The 24,573-nt window shown below is 53.4% G+C and carries 22 protein-coding genes; 10 read left to right on the top strand and 12 right to left on the bottom strand.

The features are described from left to right. The first annotated feature begins 235 nt into the window (after positions 1–235). Entirely contained in the window at positions 236–1,396 is a 1,161-nt protein-coding gene (ampH, locus tag SK47_RS04185) for a D-alanyl-D-alanine-carboxypeptidase/endopeptidase AmpH (RefSeq protein ID WP_048243531.1), read from the top strand. Positions 1,397–1,398: 2 nt separating this feature from the next. Here ampH and SK47_RS04180 read toward each other — a convergent pair whose 3' ends face one another. After that, positions 1,399–2,025, bottom strand: a complete 627-nt coding sequence (locus SK47_RS04180) for a helix-turn-helix domain-containing protein (RefSeq protein WP_003859165.1) — start codon at positions 2,023–2,025, stop codon at positions 1,399–1,401. A gap of 88 nt (positions 2,026–2,113) precedes the next feature. Beyond that, the gene (locus SK47_RS04175; RefSeq protein WP_032608624.1) at positions 2,114–4,888 is read right to left on the bottom strand and encodes an autotransporter outer membrane beta-barrel domain-containing protein; all 2,775 of its coding nucleotides are present in this window, start codon (positions 4,886–4,888) and stop codon (positions 2,114–2,116) included. Positions 4,889–5,340: 452 nt separating this feature from the next. On the opposite strand from SK47_RS04175, the gene hemB reads away from it, so the two are divergent. Next, positions 5,341–6,315, top strand: coding sequence for a porphobilinogen synthase (gene hemB / locus SK47_RS04165; RefSeq protein WP_045332047.1), 975 nt, complete (start codon positions 5,341–5,343; stop codon positions 6,313–6,315). Positions 6,316–6,443: 128 nt separating this feature from the next. Then, positions 6,444–8,168: a bifunctional ornithine lipid synthase OlsF gene (locus SK47_RS04160; protein WP_023324213.1), complete on the top strand. Its 1,725-nt coding sequence runs from the start codon at positions 6,444–6,446 to the stop codon at positions 8,166–8,168. Between the two features lie 69 nt (positions 8,169–8,237). Here the strand turns inward: SK47_RS04160 and tauD are convergent, their stop codons facing one another. From tauD to mmuP, 6 genes are all read right to left on the bottom strand, one after another. Beyond that, positions 8,238–9,089: a taurine dioxygenase gene (gene tauD / locus SK47_RS04155; protein WP_003863169.1), complete on the bottom strand. Its 852-nt coding sequence runs from the start codon at positions 9,087–9,089 to the stop codon at positions 8,238–8,240. Continuing rightward, entirely contained in the window at positions 9,086–9,913 is an 828-nt protein-coding gene (tauC, locus tag SK47_RS04150; RefSeq protein WP_032608620.1) for a taurine ABC transporter permease TauC, read from the bottom strand. The genes tauD and tauC overlap by 4 nt, the downstream gene beginning before the upstream one ends. Beyond that, positions 9,910–10,677, bottom strand: coding sequence for a taurine ABC transporter ATP-binding subunit (tauB, locus tag SK47_RS04145; RefSeq protein ID WP_003863171.1), 768 nt, complete (start codon positions 10,675–10,677; stop codon positions 9,910–9,912). The genes tauC and tauB overlap by 4 nt, the downstream gene beginning before the upstream one ends. 10 nt (positions 10,678–10,687) lie before the next feature. After that, complete coding sequence (gene tauA / locus SK47_RS04140; protein WP_003863172.1) at positions 10,688–11,650, bottom strand: taurine ABC transporter substrate-binding protein; 963 nt, start codon at positions 11,648–11,650, stop codon at positions 10,688–10,690. A gap of 173 nt (positions 11,651–11,823) precedes the next feature. Then, positions 11,824–12,756 (bottom strand): homocysteine S-methyltransferase, encoded by a 933-nt coding sequence (gene mmuM / locus SK47_RS04135; RefSeq protein ID WP_022650442.1) that lies wholly within the window; start codon positions 12,754–12,756, stop codon positions 11,824–11,826. After that, complete coding sequence (gene mmuP, locus SK47_RS04130; protein ID WP_017383140.1) at positions 12,743–14,143, bottom strand: S-methylmethionine permease; 1,401 nt, start codon at positions 14,141–14,143, stop codon at positions 12,743–12,745. Before mmuP ends, mmuM begins: the two co-directional genes overlap by 14 nt. A gap of 157 nt (positions 14,144–14,300) precedes the next feature. Here mmuP and SK47_RS04125 point away from each other — a divergent pair, with 157 nt between their 5' ends. The 6 genes from SK47_RS04125 (at position 14,301) to SK47_RS04100 (ending at position 21,416) form a co-directional block, all read left to right on the top strand. Continuing rightward, entirely contained in the window at positions 14,301–15,410 is a 1,110-nt protein-coding gene (locus SK47_RS04125) for an AI-2E family transporter (RefSeq protein WP_003863175.1), read from the top strand. 114 nt (positions 15,411–15,524) lie between these two features. After that, positions 15,525–17,309: a diguanylate cyclase gene (locus tag SK47_RS04120; protein ID WP_032608617.1), complete on the top strand. Its 1,785-nt coding sequence runs from the start codon at positions 15,525–15,527 to the stop codon at positions 17,307–17,309. Positions 17,310–17,692: 383 nt separating this feature from the next. Beyond that, complete coding sequence (locus SK47_RS04115) at positions 17,693–18,187, top strand: putative pterin-binding protein (protein WP_032608616.1); 495 nt, start codon at positions 17,693–17,695, stop codon at positions 18,185–18,187. 17 nt (positions 18,188–18,204) lie between these two features. Then, positions 18,205–20,142 carry a putative bifunctional diguanylate cyclase/phosphodiesterase gene (locus SK47_RS04110; RefSeq protein WP_045337345.1) on the top strand — a complete coding sequence of 646 codons (1,938 nt, stop codon included), beginning with the start codon at positions 18,205–18,207 and terminating at the stop codon, positions 20,140–20,142. A 259-nt stretch (positions 20,143–20,401) separates the two neighbouring features. Beyond that, positions 20,402–20,659 (top strand): YjhX family toxin, encoded by a 258-nt coding sequence (locus SK47_RS04105; protein ID WP_023324207.1) that lies wholly within the window; start codon positions 20,402–20,404, stop codon positions 20,657–20,659. Between the two features lie 10 nt (positions 20,660–20,669). Continuing rightward, positions 20,670–21,416, top strand: a complete 747-nt coding sequence (locus SK47_RS04100; RefSeq protein WP_045332032.1) for an SAM-dependent methyltransferase — start codon at positions 20,670–20,672, stop codon at positions 21,414–21,416. A 106-nt stretch (positions 21,417–21,522) separates the two neighbouring features. Here SK47_RS04100 and SK47_RS04095 read toward each other — a convergent pair. After that, a protein-coding gene (locus SK47_RS04095) for an IS3 family transposase (RefSeq protein WP_120783731.1) occupies positions 21,523–22,721 on the bottom strand; the annotation gives its coding sequence in 2 pieces (ribosomal slippage) (positions 21,523–22,442 and positions 22,442–22,721; 1,200 coding nt in all). On the opposite strand from SK47_RS04095, the gene yecR reads away from it, so the two are divergent. Next, complete coding sequence (gene yecR / locus SK47_RS22900; protein ID WP_071785715.1) at positions 22,714–22,905, top strand: YecR family lipoprotein; 192 nt, start codon at positions 22,714–22,716, stop codon at positions 22,903–22,905. The genes SK47_RS04095 and yecR overlap by 8 nt on opposite strands. Before the next feature lie 22 nt (positions 22,906–22,927). On the opposite strand, the gene SK47_RS04085 is transcribed toward yecR, so the two are convergent. From SK47_RS04085 to SK47_RS24055, 3 genes are all read right to left on the bottom strand, one after another. Further along, entirely contained in the window at positions 22,928–23,284 is a 357-nt protein-coding gene (locus tag SK47_RS04085) for a putative T6SS immunity periplasmic lipoprotein (RefSeq protein WP_032608610.1), read from the bottom strand. A 2-nt stretch (positions 23,285–23,286) separates the two neighbouring features. Then, a complete protein-coding gene (locus tag SK47_RS04080; RefSeq protein ID WP_032608608.1) occupies positions 23,287–23,829 on the bottom strand; it encodes a type IV secretion protein Rhs in 543 nt (180 codons plus the stop codon). Positions 23,830–23,934: 105 nt separating this feature from the next. Further along, entirely contained in the window at positions 23,935–24,093 is a 159-nt protein-coding gene (locus SK47_RS24055; RefSeq protein ID WP_023315491.1) for a hypothetical protein, read from the bottom strand. Positions 24,094–24,573 lie beyond the last annotated feature (480 nt).

Below are 24,573 nucleotides of genomic sequence, written 5' to 3'. Positions count from 1 at the left end.
AGTTCGCTTCCCAGTTTTCAAGAATTGTTTCGGTGCGTTTCATTCGCAACAGCGATCGTAGCGTCTATCATACGGTCGATGTCACAAAATGGGAGCCACGCTGTAAGTAAATTGTTCAAATTTACCCACGGTTACGTTTTTCTCGCTATCGTTATGCAAATCGGGCCATTGCCCGACGCCGATTAGTAGTATAACTACCCGTAACTTTCCTTATTCACTTGATGGATGCTTTTCGTTGAAACGTTGTCTGCTCTCTATCGCCGCGCTGTGTGCGGTGAGCCTGTCCACCGCCCAGGCAGCACAGCCTCTGACGGCCCCGGTTCTGGCCTCTGACATTGCCGATCGCTACGCGAACCTTATTTATTACGGCAGCGGTGCGACGGGAATGGCGCTGGTCGTGATCGACGGTAACCAGCGGGTGTTTCGCAGCTTCGGTGAAACACGACCGGGAAATAACGTTCGTCCGCAGCTGGATTCCGTTATCCGTGTCGCGTCGATAACCAAGCTGATGACCAGCGAAATGCTGGTGAAACTGCTCGATCAGGGCGTGGTGAAACTCGACGATCCGCTCAGCAAATATGCGCCGCCCGGCGCTCGCGTTCCGACATATCAGGGAACGCCGATCAGACTGGTGAATCTGGCGACCCATACCAGCGCCCTGCCGCGAGAACAGCCCGGTGGCGCTGCGCATCGCCCTGTCTTTGTCTGGCCAACCCGTGAGCAACGCTGGAACTACCTGAGCACAGCAACCCTGAAATCGGCCCCGGGCTCGCAGGCTGGCTATTCTAACCTGGCGTTTGATCTGCTGGCCGACGCTTTAGCGACGGCCTCGGGTAAGCCCTACCCTCAACTGTTTGAAGAGCAGATCACGCGTCCGCTCGGGATGAAAGATACCACTTACACCCCCTCCCCGGACCAGTGCAAGCGTCTGATGGTGGCGGAAAAAGGGGCCAGCCCGTGCAATAACACGCTGGCCGCCATTGGCAGCGGTGGAGTTTACTCTACGCCTGGCGACATGATGCGCTGGATGCAACAGTTCCTCTCATCGGATTTTTACGCGCGCAGCAATCAGGCCGACCGCATGCAGACGCTCATCTACCAGCGTGCTCAGTTACGTCGCGTCATTGGCATGGATGTACCCGGTAAAGCCGATGCCCTCGGCATGGGCTGGGTGTATATGGCGCCAAAAGATGGCCGACCGGGGATTATTCAAAAAACCGGTGGAGGTGGCGGATTCATCACCTATATGGCGATGATTCCGCAATCAAACGTAGGTGCTTTTGTGGTGGTCACCCGGTCGCCAAATACACGCTTCGTGAATATGAGTGATGGCGTAAATAATCTGGTGGCCGAGCTGAGCGCCAATAAATCGCAGGTGCTTACGGCCTCTAACTGATCTCAATAGTCCGTGGGCAAACGGTTGATACTGACCAGTTTGCCCCGGCTCATATTGATGTAGTTCCCCTGACGCAGCGCCGCCAGAACCTCCGCAACGACCGAACGAGAAATACGCGTGCTACGCTGAATATGATTCATAACACCAATTTTTGAACGTAGCGCGTCATCCCACTCGGCCATATTCAACAGCATCGCCCGAATTTGGCTATAGGAATTATTTCCAATCAGCTGTATATCACGTTTTCCCAGTAAATGGTTTAGCCATGACAGCCAGCAGAAAGCTTCTTGCCAAACATGCGCTTCTTGAATAAGTTCGCATGCAGTAGAGGCAGGCAAATAAAATCCGGTACAAGGTGTTTGTGCAATCAGAGAATATTCAAGATAGTTGTCATTTATCCATGCGCTTAAACCGTGGATATACGGTGCCCGCGCAATACCCATAAGTAATTCGTCTGATTTACGGTGGACGGCAGTCAGACCGGATTGTATGACAACGGTCAATGGTTCATCATCATTATTGCCGGTAGTTATTAATTGTTGTGGTTCGGTCTTAAATGGGGTACCGGCGATTTCCAGACACTTAATGAGCCGGCTTAATTCAGAAAGTGGTTTCGCATTAACGTTCATGCATACCTCAAGTCATCTGTATCTGTCGGTTCTTTATTATTTTTAAAGCACATAAAAAAGCGGGGGCAAAATCCCCCGCGTTTTTTTCTTACCAGGTATATTTCACACCCAGGTTTGCTCCCCAGTTCTGGTCAACGTCGCCGCCGCCCAGATAAGTCGCATCAGTGTAAGCACTGAAGTTTTTCGTGAAGCTGAACTGAGTACCCAGTCCCACGCGAACCGCAGAGCCTTCTACGCCGTTATCAATGCTGTCGTTGTTGATATCAGCATTGTTGTCAGCATCGTCATACACGTAAGCCAGTTTGAAGTAAGGCGTTAATGCCTGCTCGCCGCCGTAGTTGAAGGTATAACCTGCATCCACGCCGACTTCATAACGCATACTGTCGTAAGACTGACCATCGATACGCATGTCGTTGCTTAACTGGTAGTCATCACCGGACTGGAACAGGCCAGAAATCGCCGCGTAAGGCGTGACGTAGCCAGACAGGTTTGGTTTCCAGTCATAGCCCAGTTTCATCCCGAAACCAACGGCGTCAGTCGTGGTATTACCGTCAACATACTGACCATTGCTCATGGTGGCAGAGAGGTCGTTGTTGAAGCGGGTGTAACTCAGTGAGCTGTCGAGGAAGATATCGTTCATGAACTTCGCCGACGCGTAGATCATCGCAGTCTGGCTGTCCTGATCGACCTGACCCGTACGATCGCTGATATCACCCTTCGCGAAACCAGCCGCACCACCGACAATCCACTTCGCGTTATTACCGTCGATCTGAGTATCCAGACCTACCATAATGCCGCTTACGTCCTGATCGTAGCTAACGGTGCCATTATCCGCGTCAAAGTTGCCGCCGAAATAGCTCACCCATGCGCCGCCGTTATCTGCCAGGCCATGACGGCTGTTGGTCAGACGGGTACCCACGGTATCCTGTTGCAGATTCCAGATGTTGGTATTAGCAGAAGGAATGCTCAGCGCCATGTTGGCGTAGTCAGTCAGCTCTTCCTGCTGGAGAACAACGGTGTCGCCCTTCTGCTGCGCCTGATAGGTGTATGCACCTAAATCAGCTTTATTTGCCGCAGTAAAGCTCGCAGCGGTATCCGCGTTATTGTCATAGACGCGAATGATCTCTTTGTTTTTGTAGTCAGCTACGGAGCCTGCGCCGGTCGCATCGTCGATGCGCACTTTATAGTTACCGGCAACGTCACCGTTCACCGCCAGATGACCGTCAGAGTTCAGCGCGACAACACCATAGTCGTAGTCCGCTTTATTGCGATCGTTGGTGATATACCGTGCGTTGTTCAGGTCGCTGTTCAGCACATAATCGCGGCTGGCAACGTTGAGTACACCGCCATCGGTCAGCACCATATTGTGCGTATCAACCTGACCCAGACCCAGCGCCAGCTCTGCACCGTTGTCCACGGTAATGGTGTTGGCATACAGCTCAGCTGTCTCTTCAGTCAGTGCCGCACGGCTGTAGCTATCCAGATACAGGCTATCGGTTGCTACCGCGCCGTTGTCGCCGATGTTCAGGCTAGACGCATTGGTCAGGGTGATGGAATCCGCCAGCAGGCCGGAGTTTTCAACATTGACCTGAGACTGGTTGTTCACCGTCAGCGCGTCGATGTTGGAGATCTTACGGGTATCCCACTCGGAACCGTTATCCAGCGCCACGTTGAACAGGCCGCTCTGATAAACCTCTTCACCTGCAACGTGACCGTTGCTATCAAAGGTAGAATCAGGCCAGATGCTGTTTGGAGAAAGTGCATGCCAGTCTACATTGCTGTAGCCTTCACCATACATCTGCGCCGTGCCGATGGCCTCAACGCTGGACTGCGCGGCACCCACCCATTTACTGCCGTTGGTCAGCGTGACATCCAGCTTGTCGGTATCATCCCAGCCGTTGGTAGTTGGGTTATAGATGCCGTCATCGGTGGTATCCGTTGCCGGATCGCCATTCTCGTAGAAGTTGTTATCAAAGGTGCTGGAGAAAAGGATGTCGCCGGTAATGGTAGAGTGATCGAAGGTAGCGGTGGTCTGCATAGCGTTATCAGACGCGCCAGCCACAACGATCAGCGCCGCATCATCCGCAGCCGTGGCGTTGGTTTCACCGTAGTCGCTCGGCTTCGCCGTTTGACCGTAGAAGCCGCTGGTACCCAGATCGCTGTACGCACCGGAGGTCAGCACAGAGTCTTTCACCACCAGCGTATCGGTAAAGACATTGCTGCTGTTAGCAACGCCTTCAACACCGTCGTATGGCGTGTTATCCAGATCCTGGTAACCCTGCGTCAGCGTGATACCCGCAACGTGGGAATTGTTCTGAATAACGATATCAGATTCAACGTCCAGCGTGATGGCGTTACCCAGATCATAGGTGTCCAGATAATGCGTTTCAGTGGTTTCGCCATTGACGACATCATACGCGTAATGCTCGTAGGTATCGTTGATGGTGGAGTTATCAACGGTCAGGCTAAAACGATCATACTGGGTATGAGCGGTGCCGTCAGTATCTACGCCATCTGCACACGTCGTGGTCATACACTCTGAGGTGATCATGCCATTAATGGTGCTGTTAGAAATACTCAACGCGTTCGCACGGCCATTGACACCATCATCCAGATAGTATGTCGAAATAACTCCGTTTACGGTTGATTTATTGACGACCGGATAAATGTCACCATCATGTGTGGCATCTGAATAATTCCAGTCAGCATAACCATAATACCAGGGCGTGGACGCAGTATTGTCATATCCAAAAGTATTATATGTCGTGCCGGATATATCTTTCGCATTGGCCTGAGAAGCGATAGCCAGTGTGCAGGCTAATGCAAGTTGTGATACAACCAGTTTCTTTTTCCATGTTTGCATTGGGTCATCCCTCCTCAGGGACGTAAGCAAGTTTGTCCATCAAATCATTTAGCAACATTAAATTGCGGAAGGAATTATGCAGTTTCACTTCGAAAAGGTTCAATGAATGATTCCATTAAGTCCGTATTCAGACAAATAAGCTTATAAACCCACGGCAATATCAATCATTATGAATAAATATTATAAATTCAACTGATTGCAAACTACTTTAGTTGCTTCGACACATATAATAAAAAGCAATTAATCATTTATATTTATAATCCCAAACCAATATAGAAGCCTCACCAATATTACACGCCACGCTGAACATCAGAATAAGATTTATAATATAGACTAAATACATGCAGCGTATATTAGTCGATTTCGAAAATCTAAAAGACAACTTTAGTAAAACACCGCTCCCTGCTTTCAGGTACACTATACCTCTTTGTTCCACAAACATCAGGCATACCATGACCGATTTAATTGCACGTCCCCGTCGCCTGCGCAAGTCACTCGCACTGCGCGCCATGTTTGAAGAGACAACACTGACCTTAAACGATCTGGTGTTGCCGATTTTTGTTGAAGAAGAGATCGATGACTACAAAGCCATCGACGCGATGCCGGGCGTGATGCGCATTCCTGAAAAGCATCTGGCCCGCGAGATCGAACGCATTGCGAATGCGGGCATCCGCTCGGTGATGACGTTCGGTATCTCCCACCACACTGACGCGACCGGCAGCGATGCCTGGAAAGAAGACGGCCTCGTGGCACGCATGTCGCGCATCTGCAAAGAGAGTGTGCCGGAGATGATCGTCATGTCCGATACCTGCTTCTGCGAATACACCTCTCATGGCCACTGTGGTGTGCTGTGCGATCACGGCGTGGACAACGATGCGACCCTGCTGAATCTGGGCAAGCAGGCGGTGGTTGCCGCCGCCGCGGGTGCGGATTTCATTGCGCCTTCTGCGGCAATGGATGGGCAGGTACAGGCGATTCGCCATGCGCTGGATGCCGCGGGCTTCACCGACACCGCCATCATGTCCTACTCCACCAAATTCGCCTCCTCTTTCTACGGTCCGTTCCGTGAAGCAGCGGGCACGGCGCTGAAAGGCGATCGTAAAACCTATCAGATGAACCCGCTGAACCGCCGCGAAGCGATTCGTGAATCTCTGCTTGATGAAGCCCAGGGCGCTGACTGCCTGATGGTGAAACCGGCTGGCGCGTACCTGGATATCCTGCGCGACATTCGCGAACGCACCGAACTGCCGCTGGGCGCATACCAGGTAAGCGGTGAGTACGCGATGATCAAATTCGCCGCGCAGGCGGGTGCCATCGACGAAGAGAAAGTGATCCTCGAAAGCCTGGGGGCGATCAAACGTGCGGGCGCGGATCTGATCTTCAGCTATTTCGCGCTGGATCTGGCCGAGAAGAAAATTCTGCGTTAATCCGCTTTAGCGCCGGGTGGCGACTTCGCCTTACCCGGCCTGCTCTCTGCGCTAATCTTCACCAAACTGCAATACAAACGACATCTCCTCCTTCTACTGTCTGGGCAAGACGGCAGGAGGAGTGATCAATGTTTAGTCTCGACAGCGTTCTTGATGACCTTTGGCCTCAGGCGAGGCCCGCACCCTGGCAAAAAAGTCTGTTAAAAAGACTGCTTCACGAAGACGAATTTCAGCAGTTTGCTGCCAGCCACCGTCACCTGAAAGGGCTGGATATGGTGGATCAGGTTCTGGAACACCTTGATATTCACTGCTCCGTTTCCGCCCGCGATCTCGAACAAATCCCCGAACACGGCCCACTCATTGTGATAGCGAACCACCCCACTGGCACGCTGGATGGGCTGGCGTTGCTGTACGCCGTTTCCCGCGTGCGCCGCGACGTCAGGGTTGTTACCAACAGGATGCTGTCCCACCTTGAGCCCCTCAGTTCATTGTTTATTCCCGTGGATAATATGGGCGGCAGAACCGCAAAAGCTTCGCTGATACAGATGGAGCAGCACCTGCAAAACGCCGGTGTGCTGATCTTCTTTCCGGCGGGCGAAGTTTCCCGCCCAACGCGCAAAGGCATACGCGATAAAAAATGGCATCCGGGCTTTATCAAGCTGGCTGGCAAATTACGGGTGCCGCTACTTCCGGTACATATCCAGGCGCACAACAGCCTGCTGTTTTATGCCAGTACCCTGGTCTCGCCAACGGTATCCATGCTGCTGTTGATGCAACAGATGTTTCGCCGCCGTCACAGTCAGTTGCCGATCAAAATCGGCCAGCAGATTGCCTGGAATGACCGGTTTAGTTCTACCCTTTCATCGCGTGAGATGGCCGAGCAGTGTCGTCAGCACGTGATACGTCTTGGCAAGGGATTGCCTGGCGTCTTTAAAACCCAGTGCGCCATTGCCCGCCCGGAAGACAGGGCCACGCTGAAGCGCGAACTGGCGCAGGCCGAGTGTCTGGGAAAAACGAGCGATGGTAAGGCCATCTATCTTTGGCAGCGCAACGGGCAGGAAGAGGCGCCTCTGCTGCGCGAGCTGGGGCGGCTGCGCGAGATTGCCTTTCGTGCCGTGGAGGAAGGCAGCGGGAAGCGGCGGGATACGGACAGCTACGATGATGACTATCTGCACCTCATTTTGTGGGATGACGATGACCTGGAGATTGTCGGCGCGTACCGCTTTATGCCAACGGCCATGCAGGTGGAAAAGCGCGGCGTCGAGGGGTTGTACAGCTACAGCCTGTTCCACTACGACGAAAAAATGCAGGACATACTGGAGCACGGCATTGAGCTGGGGCGTAGCTTTATACAGCCGCGCTACTGGGGGCGTCGCGGTCTGGACTATCTGTGGTCAGGTATTGGCGCCTATCTGGCACGCTATCCTCATTACCGTTACCTGTTTGGCCCGGTCTCCATCTCCGGGGGGTTACCGCCTGCCGCGCGGGATCTGCTGGTCGCCTTTTACCGCTTGTGGTTCCCGGCGACGCATCCTCTAGCCGCCTCGCGCCAGCCCTATCCCGCATCCCTGCCAGACGTGCTGGCGCAATTTGGCGGGGTGGATTACGTGGATGACCTGACAAAGCTCAAATCCCTGCTCGGCAACCTGGGCTGCGGCATCCCGCCGCTCTACAAACAGTATTCCGAGCTATGCGAACCCGGCGGCGTGCAGTTTGTCGATTTCGGCAGCGATCCGGCGTTCAATAACTGTATCGACGGGCTGGTGCTGGTGGATTTGTGTTATCTGAAGGCGAACCGCTATCAGCGGTATATAGAGGCGCACTTAATACCCTCCCCCCTGCCCTCTCCCTAAAAGGGAGAGGGTGAAAACCGCACCGGTCAGTCCCCTCGCCCCTTTGGGGAGAGGGTTAGGGTGAGGGGCTCAAACCGCACGGTAGAACGGCTTATCCCCCAAAATCGTCGCCCGCTGCATAATCCTTCGCTGCGGCAGATAATCCGCATTGGCGTAATGCTGCGTGACGCGGTTATCCCAGATCGCCAGATCGTTCTCCTGCCAGCGCCAGCGCACCTGAAACTCCGGTTTGGTGATATGCGCGAACAAGAAGCCGAGCAGCGCCTCACTCTCTTTCTCCGCTACGTCCACGATACGCGTGGTAAACCCTTCATTCACAAACAGCGCCTGCTTTCCGGTCACCGGATGCGTACGCACCACCGGGTGCAGCAGCGGGGGATGTTTTTCGACCGCATCCAGCCAGCGCTGGTGCTCCTCTTCCGTTTTACGGTACTTATATTCCTGGAATGATTTTTTGAAGTCATGCTCCGCCCGCAGGCCGCTCAGTAGGGTCTGGAGCGGCGCGGAGAGCGCCTCAAACGCTGCGATCCCGCTGGCCCACAGCGTATCGCCCCCCGTCTCAGGCAACAGCTTCGCCGCAAGAATCGCCCCGGCTGGCGGTGTGTCGATAAAGGTCACATCGGTATGCCAGTTATCGTTATCCGGCGGGTTATCGTTGTGGGTGTCGAGGACGATAATCTCCTCCACCCCTTCCGCATGCGGATAGACGGGGTGGATATGCAGGTCGCCAAAACGCAGGGCCAGCGCGCGCTGCTGATGCGGGGTAATGGCCTGTTCACGCAGGAACACCACCTGATGACGCAGCACCGCGTGGTACAGCTGCTCAAACTGGTTATCGCTCAGCGGACGGGTTACGTCCAGGCCCGACACTTGCGCGCCAATGTACGGCCCCAACGGGATAATCGTCAGACGTTCACTCATTGTATTTCTCCATGCCAGGGCGTCAGGCGACGCTGTAGCGCGCGCAGTCCCAGTTCTAATCCAAAGGCGATCGCGGCGATCACTGCGATCCCTGCCAGTACCACATCAGTCGCCAGGAACTCTCCCGCCGACTGCACCATAAACCCAAGGCCGCGTGTGGCGGCTATCAGCTCTGCCGCCACCAGCGTAGACCAGCCCACCCCAAGGCCGATGCGCAGCCCGGTCAATATCTCCGGCAGCGCGCCCGGTAAAATGACGAACAGCAGGACCTGCGCGCGGCTGGCGCCGAGCGACTGCGCCGCACGTATGCGTACCTGCTGCGCACTCTTTACGCCAGCCAGAGCCGACATCGCGACCGGCGCAAAAATCGCCAGGTATATCAGTAAGATCTTTGACGTCTCCCCGATACCAAACCAGATCACCATCAGGGGCAAGTAAGCCAGCGGCGGGACGGGACGGTAAAGCTCTATCAGCGGGTCGAGAATGCCGCGTACCGTCGGGCTCAGTCCCATCGCGATCCCCACCGGAACGCCAATAATGACCGCCGCCAGCAGCGCCACCAGAATACGCGTCAGACTGGCACCTAAATGCTGCCAGAGCGTGGCATCCATAAAGCCCTCCGGCCCGGCGATAGTAATCAGTTTTTCCAGAACCTGGCCTGGCGGGGGCAGAAACAGCGGGCTGACCCACTGCTGCGCGGCAACCGCCCACCATACCGCCAGCAACACCACCAGCGTGCTGACGCTTAAAGTGAGCTGGCGAGAGAACGGCCAGCGTAAGGCAAGGCGCGTCCGCCGCGTTTTTTCACTGAAAACAATGCTCATGAGAACGCCTCCCGTTGCTCAAACACGCGGCTTAAGACGTATTCACGCTGTTCAATAAACAGCGGATCGGATTTGATGCTGCGTACCGGTTCTCCCGCCACATAGCGCCGGGCAAACTCAAGCGGCAGGCGCTCCAGCACGCGTCCCGGCCCCGGTGAGAGCAGCACCAGCTCCGTCGCCATAAACACGGCCTCTTCGATATCGTGGGTGATTAACAGCACCTGCTTGCCGGTTTCGTGCCACAGGCGCAGCAGCAGGGTTTGCATCTGCTCGCGGGTGAAGGCGTCCAGCGCCCCGAAAGGTTCGTCCAGCAACAGCAGCTGTGGGTTAGCCGCCAGCGCACGGGCGATCCCGACGCGCTGACGCTGCCCGCCTGAAAGCTGCCAGATAAAGCGTTTTTCAGCCCCCTCCAGCCCGACCTTTTTCAGCATATCGCGCGCCGTATTCAGGCGCTGTTCACGCGCTACACCGGCCAGTTGCAGACCAAACGCAACGTTTTCCTGAACGTTTCGCCACGGGAGTAACCCTTCGTTCTGGAAAACCACGCCGCGCTCTGCGCCCGGCCCCGTGACCCGTTTCCCTTCCAGTTGGATCGAGCCGTGCTGATACGGTACAAACCCGGCGATCAGGTTCAGCAGCGTCGTTTTCCCGCAGCCGGACGGTCCCAGCACCACCAGCAGTTCACCGCTGTCCAGCGTCAGGTTGATCGCTTCCAGGGCGGGTTTGCCGCCGTAATCGGCAGACAGGTTTGTAATGTTCAGCATTGCAGCCCCCTTATTTCACAAAGCGATCGGTCACGAACTGGCTGTAATCCGCCGCCACCGCAGGCACTTTGCCCTGCTCTTTCAGGAACGTCGCAGTGTCAACAATCGCTTTGCTTACCGGCCCGTTCAGCTGCTGGACCTGCTGAGCAGGCGTCAGATAGGTGTTGCCTTTTACCAGCCCCGGCACGTCAGCTTCCGGCACGCCGCTCAGACGTGAGAGTTTCTCCAGGTTGGTGGGCTGTTTCAGCCATTCATCCGGGTTGCTGATGTATGGCTGTTGTGCGTCGATGGCGCTTTTGGCGAAGGCTTTCACCACTTCAGGGTGTTTCTCGGCAAAGTCCTTACGTACCACCCAGACATCAAGGGTTGGCGCGCCCCACTGCCCCACTTTTTCGGAGTCGGTCAGCACGGTGCCCTCTTTTTCCAGTTCGTTGACGGCGGGCGCCCAGACGTATGCTCCGTCGATGTCGCCACGCTGCCAGGCGGCAATAATGGCCGGAGGTTGCAGGTTGATGATCTGCACCTGGCCGGGCTTAATGCCCCAGTGTTTCAGCGCTGCCAGCAGGCTGTAATGCGTGGTGGAGATAAACGGCACCGCGATGCGTTTGCCGATCAAATCTTCGGGTTTCGTGATGCTTTTCTTTACCACCAGCGCTTCGGAATTTCCGAGCTGCGACGCCAGCAGGAAAACTTCAATCGGCACCTGCTGGCTGGCGGCCACCGCCAGCGGGCTGGAGCCCAGGTTGCCAATCTGCACGTCGCCCGAGGCTAACGCCCGCACAATCGCCGCGCCGCTGTCGAACTTGCGCCAGTCGACGTTCGCCCCGCTCGCTTTGGCGAAGGTGTTATCCGCCTGCGCGACTTTCGCCGGCTCAGCGGAAGTCTGATACGCGACGGTGACGTCCACCGCCTGCGCCTGAAATGCCCACAGCGCCAGTGCGCCGAGAAGTGTGATCCGCGATGAAATTGCCATAATGTCTGCTCCCTTGTTGTTATGAGAGCAGTATTTCCGGCGCGAGAATTTTGATAAAGGAATAAAAAAGAATCGCTAATGACGATTCGTTTTTAGAAAAAAAGCGGGAAAGGATAGTGAATTTTGTGCGGTTGTTTCGCCGGGTAAGGCGCAGCCGCCACCCGGCAAAGACCTCAGCGCTGAACCGTCAGCGCAGCAATATCTTTCGGCGTGGTCCGGCAACATCCCCCGATTAATTTAGCGCCAGCCGCCAGCCACTGCGGTAAATACCCCGCCAGCGTCTCGCACGCTTCACCGTGGTGATGCCAGGTTTTGCTCACCGCATCATAATGCTCGCCGGAATTCGGATAGACCACCAGCGGCAGCGATGTCAGGCTGTGCAGATGCGTCAGCGCCGAGGTGGTGTTTTCCAGCGCGATACAGTTGATCCCCAGTGCGACAACCTGCGGGTAGTTTTCCAGCGCAGAAACGACATCCCGCAGCGGCGTTCCGTCACTCAGGTGCTCGCTGTCACGCAGGGTAAATGAGAACCATGCCCGGGCGCGGGGATACGCCGTCAGCAACGCCGCCAGCGCCTTAATCTCAGTGAACGAAGGCAGCGTTTCACAGGCCAGCAAATCCGCGCCCGCATCCAATAGCGCCTCTACACGCGGGCGGTGGAAGGCGGTGAATTCTTCAGCGCTACGCACGTAATCGCCGCGATACTCGGAACCATCGGCCAGATACGCGCCGTAAGGGCCCACAGATCCCGCCACCAGCAGCGTGCCTGCATTTGCGTTCTCAGCCAGGTACGCTTCCCGCGCTTTGCGTGCCAGCTCTACGCTTTTGCCAATCAACGCCCGGGATTGCGACTCGTCCAGCCCGCGAGCGGCAAAGCCCGCGGGTGTCGCCTGATAGCTGGCGGTGATCGCCACCTGTGCCCCCGCGCGGTAGTAGTCGAGGTGTACGTCACGGATCAGCTCCGGGTTTTCCATCAGCACTTTAGCCGACCAGAGGCTGTCGGCAAGGTTACAACCGCGCGCTTCCAGCTCCGTTGCCATTGCCCCATCCAGCACGACAAACGGCTGGTTTTCAAGGAGGGCGGTAAGCGGATTATTCTGCGACATGTTCAGGCTCCTGCGTGGTCAGGTTTCGGGTCAGATAGTACGCACCATAACACAGGGCGACAAACGGAAGCCCGCAATAAAGGGCAATACGCTGGCTGGGGTCAAACCACAGGCCGACGCAGGCCACCAGGCAGAGGATAAAGCCAAGCACGGGCACCAGCGGATACCATGGCGCGCGATACTGCAACGCCGAAAGCGGTTGCCCGGACTGCACGTGACGGCGACGAAACACAAAGTGCGACGCGCAGATGCTGATCCACACTGCCACCACCGCAAAACCGGAAATGGCTGACAGCGCCACAAACACCGTATCCGGCGCGACCACGCTGGAGAACAGCGCCAGCACGCCGCCCAGCATGGAAACGGAGAGCGCCGTCAGCGGCACGCCGTTTTTGTTGACGCGGGCAAAGCAGCGCGGCAGCGTTTTCTCGTTAGACAGAGACCACAGCATACGGCCAGAGGCGTACAGGCCCGAGTTCGCCGCCGAGAGGATCGCCGTCAGGATCACGAAGTTAAAGATATCCGCCGCATACGGAATGCCGACCTTTTCAAACACCAGCACAAACGGACTTTTCTCCACGCCAGCCTGCTGCATGGGGATCAGCGCCGCCAGCACAAACACGGTGCCAATAAAGAAGATGATGAGCCGGGCGATGGTGGTGCGAATAGCAACCGGAATAACCTTGTGTGGGTTTTCCGTTTCCCCTGCCGCGATGCCGATAAGCTCTGTACCTGAGAAGGCAAAGTTGACCGCCACCATGGTCATCAGGATCGGCAGACCGCCGTGCGGGAACCAGCCTTCGGCAGTAATGTTGCTCAAGCCCGGCGCCGGTGAACCATCCTGCATCGGGATAAAACCGAAGATCGCCGCTCCGCCGAGAATAATGAAGGCGATGATGGTGATGACTTTCACCAGCGAGAACCAGAATTCCCCTTCGGCGAAGAAACGCGTGGAAATCACGTTAAGAGCAAAAATCACCACGCAAAAGACGACGCACCACGTCCAGACGGGAACCTGCGGGAACCAGTACTGCATACAGAACCCGGCTGCGGTAAAGCTCGATCCGAGCGCCACCGTCCAGGTCAACCAGTACAGCCACGCCACGGTATACCCTGTCGCCGGGCCGAGATAACGAGCGGCGTAGACGTGGAACGCCCCGGTTTCCGGCATCGCCACGGAAAGTTCCCCCAGGCATTGCATAACCAGCCAGACCACCAGCGCACCGATAAGATACGCCAGCAGCGTGCCCGCCGCGCCAGTTGTCGAAATGATGTATCCGGTATTGAAGAATAACCCTGTGCCGATAACGCCACCCAGCGAGAGCATAATCAGGTGGCGGGTTTTCATGGTGCGCTTAAGCTGCCCGTTTTGTTGTTCTGTTTGCATATTACCTTCTAAACGTATGGACATCTAAACATCCAAAGAAGGGTGTTATACCGCGATTGTTAACAAAAAGCCACCCGGCACGACTTCGGCGCAATTACTGGTAAATCCTTAAATCAGTTCTATAGTCGACACAGTTTCTTCTTCACCAGGACTCACTATGCGATTTAACGGACTGACCAAAGGTTTCTTTATTCTCATCCTGGCCCTTGTAACCTGGGCTTTCTTTGACGTGCTGTCACCCTATTTCTCGGCGATTCTGTGGGCCGCGATCCTGACCATCATTTTCAACCCGGTGAAAAACAAGCTGCGTACCGCGCTGGGCGATCGCAACGGGCTGGCTTCCCTCCTCACACTCGGCATTATCTGCCTGATCGTGTTTATTCCGTTGATGGTGATCCTTTCCTCGCTCGCGGTGGAACTGAACATGGTTTACACCAAGCTGCAACAGAACAACACGCAGTTCCCGGAAGTCATCGCCGGTATCTTCAACCGCCTGCCGGACTGGGCCAGCGGCTTCCTGGCGGATCACAACCTGACCAACGCCGCGCAGATCCAGAAAAAGCTTTCCGATGTCGCGTTACAGGGCGGACAGTATCTGGCGGGTAGCGCGTTCCTGATTGGTAAAGGGACGTTCGGCTTTGCTATTAGCTTCGGCATTATGCTGTACCTGCTGTTTTTCCTGCTCAAAGACGGGCCCTATCTGGTGCGCCAGATCCTCGACTCGCTGCCGCTGTCTGACTTCGTCAAACAGCACCTGTTCGCGAAGTTTGTCGGCGTCTCGCGAGCTACGGTAAAAGGTACGGCGGTCGTGGCGGTGGTTCAAGGTACGCTTGGCGGTATCGCCTTTGCCATCGTCGGTATTGACGGTAGCGTACTGTGGGGAGCGCTGATGGCGTTCCTCTCCCTGGTGCCCGCCGTCGGCTCGGCTATCGTCTGGGTTCCCGCCGCCATCTTCCTGTTTGCCACTCACCAGCTGTGGCAGGGTCTGTTCATTGTGGGCTTCTTTGTCATTATCGTCGGGCTGGTGGACAACCTTTTACGTCCGCTGCTGGTGGGCAAAGACACCAAAATGCCGGACTACCTGATACTGATCACCACGCTCGGCGGTATGGAGCTGTACGGCATTAACGGCTTTGTGATTGGGCCGCTGATTGCCGCCCTGTTTATCGCCTGCTGGAACCTCTTCTCCGGCCGCGACCACGCAGGCAACGCCGAGGAGCTGGACGCAGATTTTATCGAAGAAGGAAAAAATCCTCCGGATCTCTAACTAAACGCGTTTTGACAGGCGGCCCGGTGCCGCCTTTTTTTTCGCGATAAATCAGGGGTTTTCTATAATCTTTAATGAACGCTCTTCCACATTTGTCGTAGAAGGATCCAACAGGTGCGAATCGCCACGATCACAAACTGGGCCTATGGTGTCACGGTGTGCCTGACCATTGCTTCCGGTATCGTCATGCTGATGGCTTCCCATGCCGACAACGTAGAACGTCAGGCTGTTAAGCAACGACAAATTTTTGACCAGCTTACGGAAGAGATTGAAGCAGAAACCTGGATGCTCTCCGACTTAGCGCGCCTTTACGCCATCAAAAAAGAGCCCGATGTGCTGAAAACGTACCAGGCGAAAGAAGGCGAACTGAAGAATATCGAGCGCAAGCTGGGCCAGTTAAAAGATACGGGCGCAACGGGCGAAGAGCTGGCGCTGCTGTACGAAGGGCTGAAGATTGTCGATGACCTACAGGATGAACAGCAGGCAGCAATTGCCAGCGTCGCCAGGGGTGAGGAACAACAGGCCATTGCGTTACTCTTCGGCAAAATCTACGAACTTGAAATGGAACGCGCCCAAAGCAAGATTGACCATTTTCGTGTGCTTCTGGATAAGCGCATTATCGCCGATGTCCAGGCAGCGACCAACACGTCAAAAACCCTGCGTACCGCCTCTGAAATGATGGTCGGCCTGACCGCCCTGCTCTTCTTATTCGTGATGGGTTTTATTCTCAAGCACCGCGTGCTGCGCCCGGTGGTGCGCCTCAGTGATGTGGTTCACCGGCTGGCCTCACAGGATTACGCCGTCGAAACGCCAAATTTCAACCAGGTCGATGAGATAGGCGATATGGCGCAGGCCATTCGCATTTTCCGCGAGAACGGGCTGGCAAGGCAGCGGCTTGAAAAAGAACGCGACGCAGACTGGGCCATCCGCGAGCTGCTCGCGCGAATGACCCAGCGCTTGCAGGGCTGCGAGAACGTTAGCGACGTGATTGAGGTGGCAGAGCTGTTTGCTCCCAACATTGCGCCGGGTGTCGCCGGGCGTCTGTATATTCTGGATCGAAACCCGTGGGAGATGCGCTGTGCGGCGGAATGGTTATCTCCCCAGGGAGAAAAAAATGCTTTCCACCCCGATCAATGCTGGGCCATACGCCGTGGTCAGAGCCACCCACCGGTCAACGGCGAGCCGGATATCGGTTGCCAGCATCTGCCTGAATCACAAAAAGACAGTTCACTCTGCGTGCCGCTCATTGCGCAGGGGGAAGCCATTGGTTTGCTGTCGTTTCAGAACATCACGCCTGAAACGGCACCGTCCCGCGCCTATCTCGAATTAATGGCGGAAGCCCTGGGTCTGGCGCTGGCCAACCAGCGTCTGCGCGATGCCCTGCTGGAAAAAGCGCTATTCGACCCGCTCACCGGCTTGCGTAACCGCCACCACCTTGAAGATACCCTGCGCACTCAGATAGCTCAGGCGATGCGCAATGATGAACCGGTGAGCTGCATGATGATCGACATCGATCACTTCAAAAGCATTAACGATCGCTTCGGCCATGAGGCTGGCGATCATGTGATTAAGAGCGTGGCGACAATTGTTCAGCGTGCCGTGCACGATGCCGGCCTGGCCTTCCGCTTTGGTGGCGAAGAGTTTCTGGTGCTACTTACGGGTGCGGATGAGGAAGCGGCTCACGCCTGCGCAACGGAGATTTATAACGGCGTCCATACGCTGTCGCTACGTTATGGGCTTGCTGAGATTGGCCCGGTAGATGTGTCGATCGGGATCGCCAGTTACCCGCAGCACGCCCAAAGCGACGACCTGCTGCGCGCGGCAGACGTTGCGCTTTACCGGGCGAAAGAGCTGGGGCGCTCGCGGATCGTCAGTTTCAGTATGCTGGAGGCGGGTTAAGCGAAACTCAGTGCCAACGACGTCAGAGGTACGCGCACTCTCTTATTCCCTCACATTGAGGGTGCGTTATCATTCTTTGTACAAATAAATTCATCTTAACGATGCCACCATTGATAAAAAATGGGGGTGCGTAAATATATCAATAAATCAAAGCGATCATTTTTTAAACTCGGGTGGTTTATTACACTAAGTTTTTATGTTTTAAAAAACGTAAGCTTCAGCCAGCGGTCTGCAATCACGGGGCAAAATACAGCTATCATTTTGATTTTTATGATTTTAATCAAGTAGCGTTTGCAAAAAGGCGTGGCGTTCAACAAAATAGACAAACTTATAGGATAAATAACTTATAATTCTTATACTTCTGTTAAAAAGAGGAGGCCAATATGCGAATAATCCTAATGCTGTGCTGCTTTTTGGTACAAAGTTTAAGCTGGGCTGGCGAACTGCCAAAGCCTGTGGGCAAACCCATCTTAACCATTAACGGTAATATAGAAAATACGAACGAAAATGGAAATGCCGTTTTTGATATTGCCAGCCTTGAAAAACTGGGCATGGTGAGTTTCCAGACGACCTCTCCCTGGTATAATGGCCGCACGAAGTTTGAGGGTATCCCGATGCGCAAACTCATGGAGTATGTGGGTGCAAAGGGTTCTGTCCTGAATGTGATTGCACTCAATGATTACACTACCGTCATCCCTCTCAGCGACTTCCAGAAATACAACGCCATCCTGGCTTTAAAGGTCAATGGCGAATATATGCGCATCCGCGATAAAGGTCCGTCATTCATCGTCTACCCTTATGACAGTCTTCCTGAACTCAATAATCAGATTTATTACTCGCGATCGGCATGGCAGGTCAGCAAAATGAAGATTGAATAGTAGTTCAGGAGAACATAATGAACAGGATACTGGTTGGTATCATTTTTTCTCTTTTTATCACTACGGGATATATAGCATTTCTTGTTTACGATCGTCAGCAAGAGTTGCAAAAATTGACTCACTACACTGAGTCCTGGTCTGTAGCCCAACTGGTATCTGAATATTACCGATTTGAATCATGGATTGGACTGTACGCAACCGAGACTGATGACGTTACGGTAGACCAGGTTCGCATGCGCCTGGAAATCATGCTGAGCCAGAATGATTTATTGAAAGAGGGCGGCCTGGGTCGTTATATAAACAGCGAAAAAGCGCATCAGGCGCTCGCCTTACGCCTGGAAAATATACTGAACTATCTGGATGGTCATCTTGAGAAAATGAGCCGTTCAGAGTTAAAGCTCTATCTGAACAATATGCATTCACTGGATGCCCCGCTAAGCCAGCTTTCATCCACGGCTTTAACAAAAGATGTTAATACAATCAATGAAACCAACCTTAAAATACAGGTTCTGTATTATATTTACTCGGCACTTTCGCTGTTGCTGGTTATTTTAAGCTTCATACTGGGCTTTTTGATTATCTATCAAAATAAAAATATCCTGAAAGCCCATATGCAGGTGAAAACGCTGGCTGAAGAACTTCAGCTATCCAAAGAAACCCTGCAAATCCAGAATACAAAACTGGAATACGATGTTTATCATGACTCCCTTACCGGCATGAAAAACCGTCTTTTCTTTTGGGATGATCTCAATAAACTTAATCTACAGGCTGAGAAAAAACATATTTCGGTCACGGTGATGTTATTCGATTTAGACCGGTTCAAAGAGGTGAATGATACCTACGGTCATGATACCGGGGATTTACTGTTACGTGAGGTATCCACGCGCCTTAATGCTTTGGGCCGCTTTTCAGAGACATTTTATCGTTTGGGCGGCGACGAATTTGCGTTTCTCTCCAGTGGCTTAACCGAAACCGCAGCCGTCTCACGCGCGCGAGAAATCAGTGATAGCATCAGCAAGCCCTATACAATCAATAATCAACTCATAAAAATAGCCACCTGTGTAGGTATTGTTTTATCGGATAACGAACGACGTTCAGATTACCTTTATAAATTTGCCGATCTGGCGCTCTATGAAGCCAAGAAAGAAGGTTCTCAGCAAATCAAAGTATTCCGCCAGCGAATGCTACAGAAGTTGCAGGAAAGCAGAACCCTTGAAAATGATATGGCAAGAGCAATAGAGAATGATGAATTTGTTGTTTATTACCAGCCTATTGTGAATTCCGTCAGCAAGGAAATTTACGGCTATGAAGCGCTGATTCGCTGGATGCATCCTGTAAAGGGAGTGCTCTCCCCAGATAGCTTTATTTTCGCCGCTGAAAAAACAGGCATGATCAACGAGATAGGTAAAACCGTACTTAAACTGGCCTGTAGGGAAGCGGTCTCCTGGACTGTTCCGGCCAGGATCTCCGTCAACGTCTCGCCTGTTCAATTGGGCAGCAAATCATTTATTAATACGGTGCAGTCCGTTCTGGCTGAAACCGGGCTCCCGGCTAACCGTCTTGAGTTAGAGGTCACGGAGTCATCCCTCTTCAGTGACAGAAATAACCCCATTGCGATTCTGAAAAAACTCCGCGCACTGGGCGTAAGAATCTCCATTGATGATTTTGGCACGGGCTATTCGTCGCTCTCCAGACTCAGCGAACTGAATTTTGATAAAATCAAGATCGATAAATCTTTTGTCAATCCGATATCTACGCAGGAAGATGCGCTTAATATTGTGAAGCTGATTACCGGTATGGCTAAAAGCCTTAATATGGGCGTCATAGCTGAGGGCGTTGAGACCGAAGAGCAGCTTGAGCGGCTTCAGGCTCTGGGTTGCGAGCTTGTGCAGGGATATCTTTTCAGCAAACCACAGCCTCAGGTCGACAGTAAAATCAAGAGCGGCCAGGAATGAGTCCCTCTCCTCAGCCCGATACCAACCGGGATCACATTTTTCACCCTTGGGTATTCACTGACAATAAACAGGTGTTATCATTCACCCCGTAAATATCTATCAACTCAATCCGAGGCTTTGATGCTGGAGAATGTAATCATCCGATAATCAGCTTCCCGACCATTCCAGGCCGGACTGATTATCAATGCGCTGAAACCGTATGCGGACACCGCTGTGTGTTTGCACGTTTTGCCCATGATGATTAAACAGGTTTTCCAGTATGAATTTATCCCGTCAGGAACAACGTACCTTACACGTTCTCGCCAAAGGTGGCCGTATTGTGCACGTCCGCGATACCTCCGGCCGCGTCACCGCCGTTGAATGCTATAGCCGCGAAGGAATACTGCTGGCTGACTGCACGCTCGCCGTTTTCAAAAAGCTCAAAACCAAAAAGCTGATCAAATCCGTTAACGGTCAGCCCTACCGCATTAACACCACCGGGCTGAACAACGTTCGCGCTCAGCCTGATAATCGTTAAGGAGAGGATGATGGATATCCCACGTATTTTTACTGTTAGCGAAAGCGAACACCGCATTCATAACCCCTTTACGCCAGAGAAGTACGCGACGCTGGGCCGCGTGTTACGCATGAAGCCAGGCACACGCATTCTCGATCTCGGCAGCGGCTCGGGAGAGATGCTTTGTACCTGGGCACGTGATTACGGTATTACCGGTACCGGCATCGACATGAGCCCGCTCTTCACCGCGCAGGCCACACTGCGCGCAGAGGAACTTGGCGTCAGCGAACGCGTCCATTTCATTCATAACGACGCGGCCGGCTACGTCGCGAATGAAAAATGTGACGTGGCGGCCTGCGTTGGCGCAACCTGGATTGCGGGGGGCGTAGCCGGGACAATGGATCTGCTGGCAAAAAGCCTCAAGCCCGGGGGAATAATGCTCATCGGCGAACCGTACTGGCGTCAGGTACCCGCGACGGAGGAGACAGCCCAGGCCTGCGGCGTCTCGTCGATTACAGACTTTCTCACTCTGCCCGGTCTGGTTGCGTCTTTCGATCAACAGGGCTATGACCTGGTTGAAATGGTGCTGGCTGACCAGGAAGGCTGGGACAGGTACGAAGCCGCAAAATGGATGACCATGCGGCGCTGGCTGGAGGAAAACCCAGACGATGACTTCGCGCAGGAGGTTCGGGCGGAGCTGACGATAGCGCCTGAACGTCATGTGACGTACACGCGGGAGTACTTTGGCTGGGGAGTGTTTGCGTTAATGGCGCGATAACATAACGCTGGCGGTATAGCCTTTAGGGTTATGCCGCAGTTCAACAGACAGGGTTAAGCATTCAGCCAGAAAGTGCAGCATAGATGGGTTGAGTTGTTTGAAGTGGTCAACCAAAACTGGCCACGGCTTTAGAGTTTTTCCAGTATCGGTTTTCCGATTCGTTTGGGGGTAACCCACCGTTATAGTCATGCGGCCTTACCGACCTGTAATACCCGACGATATAGTCTGTGATCGCATGAGCTGCTTCGCTAAAGTTTATATAGCCTGTCACTGGCACCCACTCGTTTTTCAGACTTCTGAAGAAGCGTTCCATCGGGCTGTTATCCCAGCAGTTTCCGCGTCGGCTCATACTTTGCCTGATCCGGTAACGCCACAATAACTGCCGGATCTGCCTGCTTGTGTAGTGGCTACCCTGGTCACTGGGGAACATCACTCCCGCTGGTTTACCTCGGGTTTCCCACGCCATTTCCAGCGCTTTGATGGTTAGCTTGCTGTCCGGTGAGAATGACATTGCCCAGCCTACCGGTTTCCTGGCGAACAAATCGAGAACAATGGCGAGGTAAGCCCAGCGCCTGCCTGTCCAGATATACGTCACATCGCCGCACCACACCTGATTAGGCTCTGTCACTGCGAACTGTCGCTCAAGGTGGTTTGGGATAGCAATGTGTTCATGGCCACCACGTTTATACCGGTGGGTGGGTTGCTGACAACTAACCAGTCCCAGTTCTTTCATGAGTCTGCCGGCAAGCCAGCGTCCCATTCTGAAACCTCTCAGGGTTGCCATAATGGCGATACTCCTCGCGCCAGCAGAGCCATGGCTAATGTTATGCAGCTCCAGAACCTGGCTACGTAATACAGCCCGCTTGCCGTCTGGCTTTTCGGGGCTTTTCACCCAGTATTTGTAGCTGCTGCGATGAACCCCGAACACCTGGCAGAGTGTGACCACAGGATACTGCGCTCTGAGTTTTTCGATTAACGAGAACTGTTCAGGGAGTCTGACATCAAAAGCGCGGTAGCCTTTTTTAATATGTCGTTTTCCATTTCAATGCGTTGTAGCTTTTTCTTTAGCTCACGTATTTCAATCTGTTCCGGGGTTATAGGGGAGGCTTTAGGTATTTTACCCTGTCGTTCATCCCGTAACTGCTTTACCCATCGCGTCATGGTAGAAAGCCCCACGTCCATAGCACTGGCCGCAGCTGCAACGGTGTAGTTCTGATCAAGGACCAGTTGAGCGGATTCGCGTTTAAACTCTGCGCTGAAATTTCTTTTTTCATTGGGACACCTGTATTGTTCTGAGATGAGCATATCACCTCTGTTCAGGTGGCCAAATTCAGTAAACCACTTCACACAGCGTTGCGCTGCATGGGGCTATTCTGGTGCTGAGCCTTTCGGTGGTTCAACTTCTGTTTGTTCTCAACCATCCTCAAGCGGATGTATGGAAACAATGGTCACAATGGAATATCAATGTACTGGTGACTTGAAGAAATAAGATTTGGGGGCAGAATGCCCCCTTATTCTTTGGGATAAGAAAATTCAGCAGTGACTAAATACGCCCCTGATTTAGCAGATTGGACGTCATACGCGAAGTTATACCGCTCTCCAGGTGTAAACTTAAATCCGAATACAGGAAGACACTCACCCTTCGGTACATAAACAGGCTTGTCATCAAAAATATTGTGAAGAGAGTCGCTATTATCACTGTTGATTTGGATAGCAGTGATCCGTTCCTGTGGCTCCAGTGGTGACACCACACAAACTTGATTATCTTTGATAAATGCCGTTGTAGATTCACGATCTACCATTCGATCACCAGGCCCAGGGCATCCCGTTAAGAGGAATACAACACCCAGCAACATTTTGTTTTTCATGTTTAACGCCCCTTCCCTGTTACGATTTTCTGGTAAAGCGAAGGGACATCCTGCAATTTGTCTACGCCCCTGTACATCCCCATGCGCCCTGGTCTCTGATAGTAAGACCACTTACTGATCCCATAAACCAGCAGTAACCAGTAATCAGCTAAAATAGAGGCTTGCTGCTCAAGAGAGTAATCAGTGAGCTTTTCTTTATCCAGCCTGTAGGTATATTCAGCAGCCCAGCTAAACGCACCCCGCATTCTCACCCATTGCCCGTGCTGGTGTTGCCACACATGCCCCAATTCATGGATGAAAACATATTTATCTTCAACGAAAACTGAGTTTGCGGAAAAGTCTTCCCTGTACATCTGTTTTCTGTACCACAACTCCCCGTTGGGAGTCATCGCGTAGTTCTGTTTCTGGAGGCCGAACGGTAAATAGCTGTCGCAATGAATCCAGACACGGCTATACACTATCGAATCACCGAACACTCTGCGAGCCATTGCAATCTCGCCTAAGGTCATCCGGCGTAATGTTCCTTCCTCTGCCTGTGCGCTCATAAACTGTCCTCCTTGTATGATTTATATCAGGGTATCCAGAGAGCAGGAAATGCGCAACTAACAGATTTTGGACAATAGAAGCCAATTAGCGGCGTGTTCGGTAGTTTAAAACATGTTGTTAGCCGCTCGCGCCAACTTGATTTCCTCTCGCTCTTCCTGCTTCTTAGCAAGCCAGGCTTTCCCCTCTGGTGTTGCCAGGAATTTACGGGCGTGAATCTTACGGTTGTTGCGCTTAGTGGCTGCTGTATTCGTGGCTTTTGACATGGTATCCCCTCCGCTGAATCTGCCAGCGTTCAACGTACAGCAGAGAGACAGTACAACGAAAGTTACAATGGTGCAGATAATAGATGATCATTACGTGCCGTGTTGGGCACATAAGAAAAGGCGGCGCATAGCGCTACCGCAGGGTGTAATCCCTTCGCAGGGAGGATAAAGCCTTAGCACGTTCTCTTATCAGGTGATCGTTATACTCCGGTGATCGAAACCGTGGCAGAGCCGGATTCTTTCCCGATCCGGTTAGTCTTCCCAACATTACGCCTGTTTATTCTCTGTGACCTTTCACAAGGTGTAGCATCATTGAGCGCCGCACGAAGCGCGGAACGTATCGCTAATGGTTCAAGTGATGTGTTTAGAGAGTCCGGCAACTCTTTCAGCTTCAAGGGATGGCAAAATTTCTAATGCTGTTCGGGCTTGAGCCTGGTAACTACCCGCCAGTACGTTGTACAATCCTTGAGCCGATACAAC

This window comes from Enterobacter sp. BWH52 (assembly GCF_001037565.1).
Taxonomy (GTDB): domain Bacteria; phylum Pseudomonadota; class Gammaproteobacteria; order Enterobacterales; family Enterobacteriaceae; genus Enterobacter; species Enterobacter hormaechei_C.
Note: the sequence above shows the minus strand (reverse complement) of the source record. Positions and strands in the feature narration are given on the sequence as shown.

Coding starts and splice junctions, on each gene's coding strand:
- SK47_RS04180 (WP_003859165.1), bottom strand. CDS start 2,025: ATGAACGTTAATGCGAAACCACTTTCTGAATTAAGCCGGCTCATTAAG.
- SK47_RS04100 (WP_045332032.1), top strand. CDS start 20,670: ATGGATATCCCACGTATTTTTACTGTTAGCGAAAGCGAACACCGCATT.
- SK47_RS04110 (WP_045337345.1), top strand. CDS start 18,205: ATGAACAGGATACTGGTTGGTATCATTTTTTCTCTTTTTATCACTACG.
- mmuM (WP_022650442.1), bottom strand. CDS start 12,756: ATGTCGCAGAATAATCCGCTTACCGCCCTCCTTGAAAACCAGCCGTTT.
- yecR (WP_071785715.1), top strand. CDS start 22,714: ATGAGCATATCACCTCTGTTCAGGTGGCCAAATTCAGTAAACCACTTC.
- SK47_RS04085 (WP_032608610.1), bottom strand. CDS start 23,284: ATGAAAAACAAAATGTTGCTGGGTGTTGTATTCCTCTTAACGGGATGC.
- SK47_RS04115 (WP_032608616.1), top strand. CDS start 17,693: ATGCGAATAATCCTAATGCTGTGCTGCTTTTTGGTACAAAGTTTAAGC.
- SK47_RS04160 (WP_023324213.1), top strand. CDS start 6,444: ATGTTTAGTCTCGACAGCGTTCTTGATGACCTTTGGCCTCAGGCGAGG.
- SK47_RS04105 (WP_023324207.1), top strand. CDS start 20,402: ATGAATTTATCCCGTCAGGAACAACGTACCTTACACGTTCTCGCCAAA.
- tauB (WP_003863171.1), bottom strand. CDS start 10,677: ATGCTGAACATTACAAACCTGTCTGCCGATTACGGCGGCAAACCCGCC.
- tauC (WP_032608620.1), bottom strand. CDS start 9,913: ATGAGCATTGTTTTCAGTGAAAAAACGCGGCGGACGCGCCTTGCCTTA.
- tauD (WP_003863169.1), bottom strand. CDS start 9,089: ATGAGTGAACGTCTGACGATTATCCCGTTGGGGCCGTACATTGGCGCG.
- hemB (WP_045332047.1), top strand. CDS start 5,341: ATGACCGATTTAATTGCACGTCCCCGTCGCCTGCGCAAGTCACTCGCA.
- SK47_RS04125 (WP_003863175.1), top strand. CDS start 14,301: ATGCGATTTAACGGACTGACCAAAGGTTTCTTTATTCTCATCCTGGCC.
- SK47_RS24055 (WP_023315491.1), bottom strand. CDS start 24,093: ATGTCAAAAGCCACGAATACAGCAGCCACTAAGCGCAACAACCGTAAG.
- SK47_RS04175 (WP_032608624.1), bottom strand. CDS start 4,888: ATGCAAACATGGAAAAAGAAACTGGTTGTATCACAACTTGCATTAGCC.
- tauA (WP_003863172.1), bottom strand. CDS start 11,650: ATGGCAATTTCATCGCGGATCACACTTCTCGGCGCACTGGCGCTGTGG.
- SK47_RS04080 (WP_032608608.1), bottom strand. CDS start 23,829: ATGAGCGCACAGGCAGAGGAAGGAACATTACGCCGGATGACCTTAGGC.
- mmuP (WP_017383140.1), bottom strand. CDS start 14,143: ATGCAAACAGAACAACAAAACGGGCAGCTTAAGCGCACCATGAAAACC.